13 protein-coding genes are annotated in these 12,956 nt (G+C 41.9%); 7 read left to right on the top strand and 6 right to left on the bottom strand.

From position 1 onward, the window contains the following. Nucleotides 1-355: 355 nt before the first annotated feature. Nucleotides 356-2,014, bottom strand: a complete 1,659-nt coding sequence (locus MmiEs2_RS02135; RefSeq protein WP_316559790.1) for a sodium:solute symporter family protein — start codon at nt 2,012-2,014, stop codon at nt 356-358. Between the two features lie 85 nt (nt 2,015-2,099). Continuing rightward, complete coding sequence (locus tag MmiEs2_RS08345; protein ID WP_338140864.1) at nt 2,100-2,210, bottom strand: symporter small accessory protein; 111 nt, start codon at nt 2,208-2,210, stop codon at nt 2,100-2,102. 172 nt (nt 2,211-2,382) lie between these two features. On the opposite strand from MmiEs2_RS08345, the gene MmiEs2_RS02130 reads away from it, so the two are divergent. The 6 genes from MmiEs2_RS02130 (at nt 2,383) to MmiEs2_RS02105 (ending at nt 6,872) form a co-directional block, all read left to right on the top strand. Beyond that, nucleotides 2,383-2,568: a hypothetical protein gene (locus MmiEs2_RS02130; protein ID WP_316559789.1), complete on the top strand. Its 186-nt coding sequence runs from the start codon at nt 2,383-2,385 to the stop codon at nt 2,566-2,568. A 193-nt stretch (nt 2,569-2,761) separates the two neighbouring features. Continuing rightward, nucleotides 2,762-3,463 carry a CbiM family transporter gene (locus MmiEs2_RS02125; protein WP_316559788.1) on the top strand — a complete coding sequence of 234 codons (702 nt, stop codon included), beginning with the start codon at nt 2,762-2,764 and terminating at the stop codon, nt 3,461-3,463. 285 nt (nt 3,464-3,748) lie between these two features. Next, nucleotides 3,749-4,465, top strand: coding sequence for a CbiM family transporter (locus MmiEs2_RS02120; protein ID WP_316559787.1), 717 nt, complete (start codon nt 3,749-3,751; stop codon nt 4,463-4,465). A 29-nt stretch (nt 4,466-4,494) separates the two neighbouring features. Then, nucleotides 4,495-4,992: a hypothetical protein gene (locus MmiEs2_RS02115; RefSeq protein WP_316559786.1), complete on the top strand. Its 498-nt coding sequence runs from the start codon at nt 4,495-4,497 to the stop codon at nt 4,990-4,992. A gap of 92 nt (nt 4,993-5,084) precedes the next feature. After that, nucleotides 5,085-5,876 (top strand): cobalt ECF transporter T component CbiQ, encoded by a 792-nt coding sequence (gene cbiQ / locus MmiEs2_RS02110; protein ID WP_316559785.1) that lies wholly within the window; start codon nt 5,085-5,087, stop codon nt 5,874-5,876. A 24-nt stretch (nt 5,877-5,900) separates the two neighbouring features. Next, nucleotides 5,901-6,872, top strand: coding sequence for an energy-coupling factor ABC transporter ATP-binding protein (locus tag MmiEs2_RS02105; protein WP_316559784.1), 972 nt, complete (start codon nt 5,901-5,903; stop codon nt 6,870-6,872). A gap of 111 nt (nt 6,873-6,983) precedes the next feature. Here MmiEs2_RS02105 and MmiEs2_RS02100 read toward each other — a convergent pair whose 3' ends face one another. Next, nucleotides 6,984-8,159, bottom strand: a complete 1,176-nt coding sequence (locus MmiEs2_RS02100; protein ID WP_316559783.1) for a Fic family protein — start codon at nt 8,157-8,159, stop codon at nt 6,984-6,986. 137 nt (nt 8,160-8,296) lie between these two features. Here MmiEs2_RS02100 and MmiEs2_RS02095 point away from each other — a divergent pair, with 137 nt between their 5' ends. Further along, nucleotides 8,297-8,458 (top strand): hypothetical protein, encoded by a 162-nt coding sequence (locus MmiEs2_RS02095; protein WP_316559782.1) that lies wholly within the window; start codon nt 8,297-8,299, stop codon nt 8,456-8,458. A gap of 81 nt (nt 8,459-8,539) precedes the next feature. Here MmiEs2_RS02095 and gatD read toward each other — a convergent pair whose 3' ends face one another. From gatD to MmiEs2_RS02080, 3 genes are all read right to left on the bottom strand, one after another. Continuing rightward, nucleotides 8,540-9,820 carry a Glu-tRNA(Gln) amidotransferase subunit GatD gene (gene gatD, locus MmiEs2_RS02090; RefSeq protein ID WP_316559781.1) on the bottom strand — a complete coding sequence of 427 codons (1,281 nt, stop codon included), beginning with the start codon at nt 9,818-9,820 and terminating at the stop codon, nt 8,540-8,542. Between the two features lie 246 nt (nt 9,821-10,066). After that, a complete protein-coding gene (gene argH, locus MmiEs2_RS02085; protein WP_316559780.1) occupies nt 10,067-11,536 on the bottom strand; it encodes an argininosuccinate lyase in 1,470 nt (489 codons plus the stop codon). Nucleotides 11,537-12,379: 843 nt separating this feature from the next. Next, nucleotides 12,380-12,592: a hypothetical protein gene (locus MmiEs2_RS02080; protein WP_316559779.1), complete on the bottom strand. Its 213-nt coding sequence runs from the start codon at nt 12,590-12,592 to the stop codon at nt 12,380-12,382. Nucleotides 12,593-12,956: the final 364 nt, after the last annotated feature.

The following is a 12,956-nucleotide window of genomic DNA, read 5'->3' as shown; positions in this document are numbered from 1 at the left end:
TAGCCTTTAATGTTCATTTTTGTTTTCGTTTTGACAAAAAAAGTTAGGTTTACAATGAGAAAACCTCAATAAAACGGACGAACGAATTTATCAAAAATTGAAAAAAAGCGACCGGATTTATTAAAATTAAAAAATAATCGGAGCGGCTCGCGCGCGGCGGCGCTGTGCCGGCCGGCTGCGGCAACCGCGGCATAAACGGCAAGGTAACGGAGCAACAGAAACTGCAAGGTAATCTGTGCCCACGTTCGCGAAGCGAACGGATGTGACAAGAAAGAGCAGATGCGCGCAGAAATACAACTGTGAGCATTACAGCAAAATGAAAATAAAAAAGAAAAAAAGAAAATTTAAAAAGAAATTAAGCCGCGTCAGCGACTTCAATTTCATCTTCATTTTCCGAGAATATATCTTCAACAAACTTTTCTTCCGGCGGCTGTGTCATTAAACTGACAAAGATTGCTGCAATAATCGAAAGCGGTGTCGCGATTAAAATCGGATCGACCAAAGTCCAAGTTCCTGTAAGCAGTGTCGGAACACCGAAAAGCGCTTCACAAACGCCGAACGGAACCGCTTCTTTGGCGTGAACGAACAGGTACCAAAAGACCGATGCGAATAAACCGATGCCGAAACTTGCAAATGCGCCTTGTTTTGTCATTTTCTTCCAGAACAAACCGCCCGCGTACATCGGCAGAAGCGCGGCGGTACAAATGCCCATGAAAACGGCAGTCGCGCGCGCGATAATTCCTCCGGGGAGAATAAATGCCAAGATGACTGCCGCGATAATCGTAATCACCATGCCGATTCTGGAAAAGAGAATCGTTTTAGAAGATTTGCCTTTGAAAATGCCGTTTCTGATCACGTCGTAGCCGACGGATGTGCCCATCGTATGAAACTGCGCGCCTGCTGTTGACATGGCTGCCGAAAGCAAGCTGAGCATGAAAATCATAATGAAAATTTCAGGCATCGCGCCGTTGATGTACGCCGGAATGATGGAGTCGATGTTTCCGCCGACCGCGTCAAGCGCAATTTGTCCGGTTTCATTGAAGAACCAAACATTACAGAGCGAGCCGACGATGTAAGCGACGCCTGCCATCATAAAGATGAACGGACCGCCTGCGAAAACCGCTCTTTTCAAGGTTTTGTTGTCTTTGACGGTCATGAAACGAACGGCAAGCTGCGGCTGCGCGATAATACCGATGCCGACGCCCAAAACAAGAGACGAGACAACCGTCCACCAAAGTTCCGAGCCGAGAACCGGCATGTATGTCCAGCCTTGGTGACCGATAGCCGCCAACGAGTCGGGCACAAGCGGCGCTAAGTTGGTCAGCGCGGTGTGCGCTTCGACAATGCCGCCAAGCTTAACGTATGTGAAGATCAGCAAAAACGCCATTCCGAAGAACATAATCATACCTTGGAAAGCGTCAGTGTACATGACAGACATGAGACCGCCGACGATGACGTAAATCGCGACAACGATTGTAAAGATAATCAATGCCGTCGAGTAGGTGATGCCGAAAGTTGTTTCAATGAAACGGGCCGCCCCGATGAGAACGCTTGACGCGTAAAGCGGCATTAAAACCGCGATGAACAACCCGATTCCGGTTTGAAGTCCGCGTGATTTAAAACGGCGGCCGATAAACTCGGGAAACGTTGACGCGCGAAGTTTCTTTCCCATCCGGCGCATTTTCGGGCCGAAGACGAGGAAAGCGATAATCACGCCGACAAGAATGTTTAAAAACGCCAGCCAAAGCAAACTCATACCGTAAGCGGCGGCTGTTCCGCCGAATCCGATAATGGCCGACGTGCTGATGAAAGTCGCGCCGTATGAAATCGCCATGACCAACGGATGTGTTTTGCGGCCGGCCAGCATATAATCCGACGCATCTTTTGTTTTTCGGTAACCGTACCAGGCCAATCCGAAAATAATGCCGAGATAAATCACCAACAAAGCAATAAACACCGGCAAATTAAAGCTGGAAACCGTGCCTGATAAAGATGAGAAAAACTCAAACGCCATAAAAACAAATCCTGTATTTATAATATATTTACAAATTTACTGCATTTTTCAAAATTCACGTTCAAATGTTCATTTGATCCGCTGATTAATCGGTGTCGTTCCAATGGCGCACGCCGTAGACAATGCACCAAACCGCGCCAAGGAAACATAATAAATATGCCGCCAAAATCATGGGATCCGGTATTCCGAGAATCATAATACAAACCTTTTAAATTATATTTTGATGGATAAAAACCATTCAATAGATGACATAATATTAAAATGATTCACTGCTTCGCTGTTTCAAATCTCACGAATCGTGTCAAATAATACCATGCTATTTGATAACATGATACACAATTGCATTATATAAAGATTATGGAAAAACGATGAAAAAACAAAACAAAACAAAACAAAACAAAACAAAACAAAACAAAACAAAACAAAACAAAACAAAACAAAACAAAACAAAACAAAACAAAACAAAACAAAACAAAACAAAACAAAACAAAACAAAACAAAAAAACAATTTTGGAAAATCAATCAAAGGCAATAAAAAGAATTTTGAAAAATGATGAAAAGAAAACATTTTTGAAAAATCAATTAAAAACAATAAAAATGAGAATAATAAAATTAACAAAATTTGAAGCAAATTGTAACAAAGAATAAATAAAATGTAATACTTTTTTAACAAAATTTCAATATATTACATAATAAAGCTGTTTTCCGCTAAAGAAAACAAGTCAAACAGGATTTGAGGAGAATTTTATGCATATATCAGAAGGCGTTTTGCCGGTATGGATTCTTGCCGCCGGCTGGGTTTTAACAATTATAATTATGGCAGCAAGCATCAAATGGAGCCGGAAAATTTACGGAAACATTTTTGAAAAGGTCCCCATGATTGCCGTAGTGACCGCCGCGTTTTTTGTCGCCTGTTTGTTTAAAATCGCCATTCCGCCGACATCGCTTCACTTAATTCTCAGCGGACTTGTCGGCATTTTACTCGGCCCGCTTGCTTTTGTCTGCATTTTCATCGGGCTTCTTCTCCAAGCGTTGCTGTTTCAAAACGGCGGCATTACCGTGCTCGGCGTCAACAGTTTTGTGATGGGCGCGCCTGCAATTCTCGCATGGCTCGTTTTCAGACAGCTTTCCAAAAAAACGAATACGGGAATATCAGCCGGTTTTGCGAGCGCGCTTTCCATATTTGTTTCATCGATTCTGCTGGCAGTTGTTTTGGTTGCGTCAGGCGTTACTTTCGGAAGCCTGACCGTTTTGAGCGAATATCTGACAGGGATTCCGATTTTATCTTCAATCGTTTCGGCATTGTCGGGAACGCCTTTCGGTCTGACATTCGCTTTAATCATTATTATGAATTTACCGCTGATGATAATTGAAGGAATTATTTGCGCGTTCATCGTTTCGTTCATTGAAAAAGTGAAACCGGAAATGATGGAACAAAATAACGAATAAGAATAAACAAAAAAATCTCGTCAAAATCTCATAAAAAACTTTAAAACTGTAACAAGAAAACCCGAAGAACAGAACCCAAAAAGATTACATATTTTACCGAAATGAGAATTATTATAAACCATCATAAAGTATATAGGAAACTCAAGTGGAAATGATTTCAAAAAATTATAAGTCATCTTCATTCGGATTTGAATATACAGAATTCAATCAAATGAGTTTGAGTAAAAATTCAAGCACAATTCATTGATTGAATCCGCTTTGTGTTTTATAGGAGTCAGATAATTTATGCACATTTCAGACGGCGTTCTTCCGACAAACGTTCTTGCGGCAGGATGGATACTTACAATCATATTGCTGGGCGTCAGTATCGTATGGGCGAAAAGACAAACAAGCGATTTAACGGAAAAAGTGCCGCAGATTGCCGTTGTAACGGCCGCGCTTTTTGTTGCCTGCATGTTTAAAATTCCAATGCCGCCGACATCATTGCATTTGATGCTGGCAGGCCTTGCCGGGGTTTTGCTCGGGCCAATCGCATTCGTTTGCGTTTTTATCAGTTTGCTGCTTCAAGCGATTTTGCTTCAGTTCGGCGGCGTTACCGTTCTCGGCGTCAACTCCCTTTTGATGGGCGTTCCGGCGCTTGCCGGCTACGTAATCTTCGCGCTGCTTTCCAAAGCAAAACTGCCGTCCTGGTTAAACGGCGCGGCGACGAGCTTTATCGCAGTCACAATCACGGCGATTCTTTTGGGAATCGTTTTCTACGTCTCAGGCGTTGACTTCGGCAGCTTAAACGCGATGCTTGCCAGAGTCGAAAACATTCCGGTTCTCTCAACGATTGCGGACACACTGCAAAGCACACCCGGACTCTTAACGTTCTTCATGATTTTCCTCATGAACATTCCGCTTATGATTGCAGAAGCCGTCATCAGCGCGTTTATCATTCCGTTTATCGAAAAAGTAAAGCCTGAAATGCTTGAACAATACAAAATAAACAAAGAAACTTAAAATACATAAAATTCGAATGGAGTTGGAAAATGTCATTTAAAAAATTGAAATATTTGGCCGCGTCGCTTTTGATTTTATCTTTATTCATCGCGCCGGCGGCAGCGCACGGCGTTTACATGAGCTGGACACAAACAGGAGATCAGGTTCAAATTCACGCTTATTATCAGGGAAATGATCCGATGGCAAACTGTGACCTCACTGTTGAAACGCTGGACGCTTCCGGAAAAGCAACCGCGTATATAACCGGCAAAACGGATGCGAACGGTGATTACACGTTTGACCTCAAATCAGGCGTTTCTTCATACCGCGTCAAAGTCGTTGAAGGCGAACACGCCGTTTCCAAAAAAATTGATGTCAATTCCGGCTCAAGCGGCAGCGGAACAGGCGGCGGCTCTTCGGGAGGCATTTTCGGAACGGAAGGTCCGTCCCTCTTTACAATCGGTGCCGGCCTCGGCTGGATTGTCGGTATTGCCGGAATTATCATGTACCTCCAGGCGCGCAAAGAATTGAAAAATAAGAATAAATAATGATTGAATGTAAGAACAAAACATAAAATTTTTAATTTGAATGTTTTTTATTTTTTATATTCATTTTTGACTAAAACACAGGAAATGACAAAATGGGATCCGGAATTGACTCGCAATTGTATGCAAAAACATCCGTCATTCACCGAATGAATCCGATGACGAAAGTGATTGCAATACTATTGCTTGTGATTTCCGTTGCGATTGTCAATGACATCCGCATGGCGTTTTTTGTACTGATCCTGTCTTTTTTAATGATTTTTGCGGCAAAACTTCCGATTTTGTTTGTCGCGCGCCGGATTTGGTCGCCCTTTTTATTTATATTACTGTTCGCGGCGGCGCTGCTTCTCAGCGGCGAAGGCGGTGAAGTTTTGTGGTCAATCGGGTTTTTAGACATTACAAAAGAAAGCGCGCTCAATGCCGCTCTGATTTTAATTCGGGCGACTGCCGCAATTCTCATGATTACTGTTCTTTTGGCGACGACGCGCTTTGATATGATTATCAAAGTGTTTTATGATTTGAAAATGCCGGTTTTCCTGCTTCAGATTTTAATGTTTTCCTACCGCTACATCTTCGTTTTTTCAGACGAATTGGAAAACATGAAAAACTCAATGGCGTCGAAGGGTTTTCGCCCGAAACTGTCCCTTCGGATGTTTTCATCAATTGCGAATATGCTCGGCATGTTGCTGATTAAAAGTTTCGAGCGCGGCGATGAGGTTTACCGCTCAATGGTTGCAAAAGGATACACGGGAAAACCGACAATCATTACGGAAAATAAAATGAGGGCGGCGGATTATGCAATTGTTTCAATATTTTTCATTCTTGCCGCCGCGATTCATGTGCCGGCAATTATTCAAAGCGGAATGCTGAGCGGAATATTGAATTAATATCGGATGAACGGAAGTGAAGAAATGACAGAAAATGAAATCGAAAAACAAAACACTGAAACCGCAATGACCGGCCAAAAACCCGTTCTTTCCGTGAGAGAATTGACATACCAATACCCGAGAAATAAAACGGCGCTCGAAGATGTTTCTTTTGACATTTATCCCGGCGAAAAAGTCGCCGTTGTCGGCCCGAACGGCGCCGGAAAAACGACCCTTTTCCTCCATATGAATTCAACAATCAAAAGCAGAGGACACGTTTTCATCGAAGGAATCGATGTCGCCGACATGAACCCGACACAGCGCGTCAAAGAAGTCGGCATTATGTTCGCCGACCCCGACAATCAACTTTTTATGCCGACCGTTTTTGATGACATCGCATTCGGCCCGCTCAACCTCGGCCTTTCCAAAGCGGAAGTCGAGCAGCGCGTTGAAGAAACGATGGCAATGACCGGCATCAGCGATTTAAAAGACCGCGTTCCGCATCATCTCAGCTTGGGTCAAAAGAAAAAAGTAGTTTTGGCATCCATCATTTCCATGAAGCCGAAGGTGCTTGTTTTGGATGAGCCGACAGCGAATCTGGACCCGAAAAGCAAGCGCGATGTTTTGGATATCGTGAACAGGCTCAACGCGGACGGCATGACAATCGTCATTTCAACGCATGACGTGAATCTGCTCTCGGAACTCGCCGACAAAGTTTACGTCCTCAACAGAAAAATTATTGAAACCGGAACGCCGAGAGATATTTTTTCCAACCCGAATCTGCTGGAAGAAAACAATTTGGAAGCGTCCGACATTTTCAAATTTTTCCGCCTTTTGTCAACGCTCGGCTTTGACTGTGAAGAACTGCCGCTCAGTTTTGATGAAGCTGTCAACGAAATTTTAAAACAGATGGAAGAAAGCGGCGGACATATCCATTTGCATACGCATGATTATTCGCATGAACATATTTTGAAATTGAGAGAGCAATTTCAATATCGGATTGAGAGGATTGATTAATTTCAAAATTTAATTTAATTTAATTTAATTTAATTTAATTTAATTTAATTCTTCATCGAATGAATGAATATTTTAAACAATTCATGAATTTTATTATTCATGATTTTGAAATCAGTCATGGATTCTGTATTTTGTCCGCGCTCCATACTTCTGTGATTTCAGTAATCCGAGTTCCTCAAATTTCAAAACAAATGTCCGAACGGTTGCATAAGCAACGTTTCTGAAATCTTTTTCCAAGTCTTTTGTTGAAAATTCCGCGCTGCCGTAATTGGAAAGAACGAAATAAAACAGATCTTTTTCTTTTTCCGTCACGCTGCCGCTTTCCAAAACGGCGCGGAATTCAGCGAGAATATCATCGTCGACATCATAATTTTCAAATTGTGAAAACACGTTTTGCGTGAAAAAATACAAAAACGGCGTCATGTCTGAAACTTTTGATTCTTCCGTGTTTTCGGCAATGAGTTTAAAGGATTTGTAGTAAACTGATTTTTTTTGATTGACAAAAAGTGAAAACGGAATAAACAACGCCGAAGTGTATCCTTTTTGTACCAAATACCAAAGCTGCAAGATTCGAGCGGTTCGCCCATTTCCATCAAAATACGGATGAAGATAAGCAAAATAATAATGAATCATTGCCGATTTCAAAACCTGATCAATTTCATCAGAATCGTTGTCAATAAATAAAATTAAATTATCGACGTAATCCGACAACTTTTCCGAATCCAACCCTTTGTGAACAGGCTGACCGAACGAATCAATAATGTAAACGGAATCGTTTCGATACAATTCGCCCGGCGGCAGTTTTGATTCAGGTTCCAAATAATCGTTAATCATCATTTGATAAAGTTTGTTTAAATTTTCAGCCGTGATTCGATTTGAAGGATCTGAAATAAAGTCAAGCGCCTTTTTTATTCCGTAAGCCTTTTCTTCGCTCGGTGAAACCGGCGCTTGTCCTTCCAAGATTCGGCGAACACTTTCTCGCTGCGTTTCAATTTTTTCAATAGAAAGCGTTGATACGATTTCATCTTCCATCGCCTTCATTCCGTATTTTTCACCGGAATAATCCTGCATCAGCCGTTTCAAGCTCTGCGAAATGATTTGAACCTGAGCCGGGGAATAAACAAAATGATTGCCGGAAAAGTCTTTCAGCGGAATTTTTCGATAAAAAAAATCCGACAACAAAGAATAATATTCGGAAAAATTATCCTTGCCGTACTTGTATTTTAATTTAGAAAAACTGAACGTATTTTTATCCGTCAGCATTTGAGTTAAAGTTTGAGGATCCATAAAAGGAAGATTGGAATAACTGATATAAATAAGTATCAAAAAGTATCAATTCAGAAATATCAATTTAAAGTATCAATTTGAAAATTTAAAAGTTTGAATATTTCAGCAAAAAATCAGCAAAAAGATTGAGACTCTGTTTGAAAAACCGAGCTCTTTTTTCAATTCGCCTTTTCAAAAATGACACGGCTTGCGCGCAGGCGAGCGGCTGCGCAGCAGCTGCCGGCTGCAGCAAACGCCACACTCCAATCGGAAACGAACACCTCACCCAATCGGAAAACAAACACCTGTTAACAGCTTAATGACCAAGAAAAATCAAAAAAAGAAACGGAACTAAAAAAATGATATGAGATGAGAATAAAATAAAAAAACGATTATTGAAATTAATCAATAATCATCGACGACATGTCGCCTTTCATTTCCGTCGCAATCAATTCTTTCACTTTTTCGTATTCCAAACCCTGCCCGAGCAACCACATTAATTTGACGAGAACGGATTCTGTCAATTGATCGACGGCTTCGACAACACCTGCTTCTCTCATGGCAAGTCCCGTTTCATAAGTGCCGAGTGCGGTGCTTCCGTAAACGCATTGAGAAGTAACGATGACCGGAATTTTTTTATCGGCGGCTTTTTGAATTGATGAAATCCAATTATCGGAAACATGACCGAGGCCAACGCCTTCTAAAACAATTCCTTTGTAACCGTTTTCAATATAATAATCGAGAATTGCGGGATCTGCGCCGGGGACGAATTTAATGATCGCGCACTTTTCTTCAAGCACCGGCGTGATTTTAAGTTCGTTTTCGCCGCGCTTCGCGTAATTGACATAATCGGAAAGGAAGGTGAGCTCGCCCGTGAAATAATCCATGTTCGCAATCGGGAACATGTTGACGGATTTGAACGTGTCACGGCGTGAGGTATGCATTTTGCGCGCTTTGACAGCGCGGTGAACGGCACAGTAGTCATCGGACATCGAGCCGTGCATCACAATCAAAACTTCCGCGATGTTACCGGCAGCGGCGCGCGCGGCGCACATCAAATTCATGTGATTGTCGCTGCTCGGGCGGTCAGGGCTGCGCTGGGAGCCGGTAAAGACGATCGGAACAGGCGTGTCAATCATGTAGGCGGCAGCGGCGGCGGAATAGGTCATGGTATCCGTTCCGTGTGTCACAATAATGCCGTCGGCGCCGGCTTTGATTTCATCATAAATGACTTGCGCCAATTCTTTCCAGTTTTCGGGTTTCATATTTTCGGAAAGAAGACTGAAAACATCGCGGATTTTAAAATCGGCGAAACCCTCAAGCTCCGGCACTTCCAAAAGCAAATCTTCGCCCGTAAAAGTCGGCGCGACCGTTCTTGTTTCATGATTGACGTAGGCCGCAATCGTTCCGCCGGTTGTGATGACGGTGATTTTTTTGCCGGTGGGCTCGGCTTTGATGCCGGCGCCTTTGGCAGTGTTTCTGACCACTTGTTTCGGCGGCTCGGGCGGCGTTTCAACAGGAGGCAAAAGCGTGACGGAAACTTCGTTTTCCAAAAATCCGGCGACATATCCGCCGCCGACCATTTTAAGCGTGATGTAGCCGGCATCACCCGGAATCACGTGACCTTCATAAAAAACGCCGTCTTTTTCAACTTTGACAAAATCTCCTGTTTTAAACGCCATGAATTTTCCTCATAATGATTTTAAAGTTTAAAAATTGAAATAAATTTGATTTGAAATTATTACTATTATACATATTGCTTTCGACAGCCTGATTCTTAAACTTTTTCAATAACCAATTATAATGACAATTTAAAATAAAAACGGGATTCGTTTTTGCATTATTTTCAAAATGTGTGCAACTCGCGCGCGGCGACTGCGGCAGCAAACGCAAACAAAAAAATAAGAAAAAGAAAGAAAAAGAAAAAATCAAATCGCTTTTTTGACTTCTTCTTCTAAATTGTCAAGCGCTCTTTCAATCGCCAAATCCATGTCCCAGATTTGTTTTTGAAGCGCGGAAAGTCTTCTTTTCTTTTCCGTCAAATCATCACGCATTTGAATCGGCGCGGGACCGCCGACAACCAAACGGCGTTCGACATTACTCATCGGATCAAGCGCGCCTGAAACGGCGGCTTCCGTGAGTCCTTTATCTGACAATTTAAAACCGAGAATTTCGGACGAAACCGAATCGATTTCTTGAAGTGTCGGCGTTGTCGTTGTCCGGCTGAGCGTTCCGACGATTTGATGTGCCGTTCTAAACGGAATTCCGGCATCGCGAACCATTGTGTCGGCCAGCTCCGTTGCGGTCGTGAACCCGGCAACAGATTGCGCATCCATGATGCCGGTGTTGACGGCAAGCGTGTCCATGATGCCGGTCATCATACGGACAGATGCGTCCGTGACGTGCGCGCTTTTGATGATGTGCGGCGTTGCTTCCTGCAAATCGCGATTGTAGCTGAGCGGAAGACCTTTGCAAATTGTAATCAATGCGGCAAACGCGCCGACAACGGTTCCGGATTTGCCGCGCATAAGTTCGGCAGTATCCGGATTTTTCTTTTGCGGCATGATGGAAGAAGTTGACGCGTAAGTGTCGTCCAATTCGACAAAATTGAACTCTTGGCTTGACCAAAGAATGAGCTCTTCAGCCATCCGGCTGAGGTTAATCATAGTATTTGAAAAAGCGGCGGCGCATTCGATCAAAAAATCGCGGCTGCTGACGGCATCCATTGAATTTGTCATCGCGCCGGAAAACCCGAGACGTTCGGCCGTTACATATCTGTTAATCGGAAAGCCGGTGGACGCAAACGCGGCCGATCCGAGCGGGCAGATGTTGACGCGCCCGTAAGCGGAAATGAGACGGGAAATGTCGCGCTCAAGCGCGTCAGCGTGCGCCATCAGGTGGTGCGCAAACGTTGTCGGCTGTGCATGCTGCAAATGCGTAAATCCGGGCATGAGCGTGTGAATGTGCTCAGACGCCAGCGTTGTCAGCGTCGTATCCAACTTCATCAAATCTTCAAGAAGCGATAAAAGCTCGCCGCGAAGCGCGAATCGGATGCAGGTTGCGACTTCGTCGTTTCGAGAGCGGCCCGAATGCATTCTGCCGCCGGCTTCTTCGCCGATTAAGTCAATCAAACGGGATTCCAATGAAATGTGAATGTCTTCATAACTGAAATCCAGCATGTCCATGCCTTCTTCTTTGATTTGAAGCAATCCGAAAAGAATTTTAGAGCAATCCTCGGCGGAAATGATTTCCTGTTCGGAAAGCATGAGCGTGTGCGCCATGTCGACGTAAACATCCGCTTCAAAAATCCATTTGTCCGCCTCCATTGAAGAGGTGTAGGCCCGCATTTCTTCGCCGGGGTTTTTGCTCAATCTCCCGCGTCGTAAAATATCACTCATTTTGTCTTGTCCTTAATTTTAATAATAATAGAAATTGTAAAATTGTATAGTGCTTTTGGGCGTTCAAATATTAAAATAATCCCGAACACCAATGAAAAAGGCGAATTTGTTTGAAATACAAAAATAGATTTGAAAAATAAAAATATATTAAAAAACAATTTTTGACAAAATTTTATATAGTAGTATGATATTATAAGATATTGCAGGTTGGTAAATTAAAAACGTTTGACAAACCGACTTGAACAAAGGGAATAACCATCCCGAAATTCAATATGATAAGGCCGGCAAAGAATTTGATAACATCAAAAGATATTAAAAAATTCTTTGACAGCCTGTAACTCAAATCCCTTGTAAAACACACAAAAACGAAAAAACACAAAACTCCCTACAAAAAACGGTCAAAAACGAACCACAAGTTAAACGTAAAAAAGCCTTCAACGGCAAAAACGTTCCTCATAGACACATGTAAAACCCGAATCCGCGCGTTTTGATTGATAAAACGTGCGGATTCAAGCCTCCGTCAAATTCAAAAAAGTTGATCTGCTTTCAAGTTTTTTTGGATTCTTTTATTTTTTATTTTTTATTTTTATTATTGAAATTTTCTTCCGAATAACTTTGTTTTTTGATATTATTTATTGAAAAAAAAACCGCATTCTTTTTCATGTTTCATTTTTTCAAAAACGCGGCAGTTCGCGCGGCGGCGTTGATATGCTTTACCGGCGAAATATTTCAAAAAATAAAAAAAGGAAATGAAAATGAAATACAAAAAAAATAAACAAAAAAGAAAAATGCAAATGATAAACCGTTTTTTTGGAAAAATACAATCAGAAATTGTAATACAAATCAAGCGGAAAACGCGCCGATGTCGGTTTGAACGACGGAATATGTAATTTTTGTTTTCCGGTCTTCAAACTGCTCGTAAAAACGGGCTCTTTGAACGATTCCTTTAAAGAATTCGTCTTCTTCAAAAGAAACGTTTTCTTGAATTTTGTTTCCGAGTGTTTTGTTCAAAATGATGTTTTCGTTAAAGTTGTTGGTTTCGATTGTGGCGTTCATAATTTTTGACTCCTCTTTGATTGAAATTTTATTTTGAATCTTATTTTTAAACAAGACAGTAAATCCTAGAAGTCTTTGAGGGGTATTAAAGGCGAAGGAAGCGGAGTGAAAGTATTGAAACCGGAGAAAAACATTAGGAACAGCCATTGAAAAATAATTTAAAATAAAATATTTTAACTTTTTTGAAAACAGAATTGAGTAAATTAAACGATTTTCAATCCGCCCCAAGACATATCCCAAAAAGATAACAAATATTATCAAAAAAATTACGTTTATATTCATTCTCAAACTAGTATATGGAACTATAATCTGATAATTATGCCACCGTGTATCAATAAAATCAGCATTATTTTGTAAATTTTGC

Origin of the sequence: Methanimicrococcus stummii, from assembly GCF_032594435.1 — an archaeon.
Lineage (GTDB): Archaea > Halobacteriota > Methanosarcinia > Methanosarcinales > Methanosarcinaceae > Methanimicrococcus > Methanimicrococcus stummii.
Note: the sequence above shows the minus strand (reverse complement) of the source record. Positions and strands in the feature narration are given on the sequence as shown.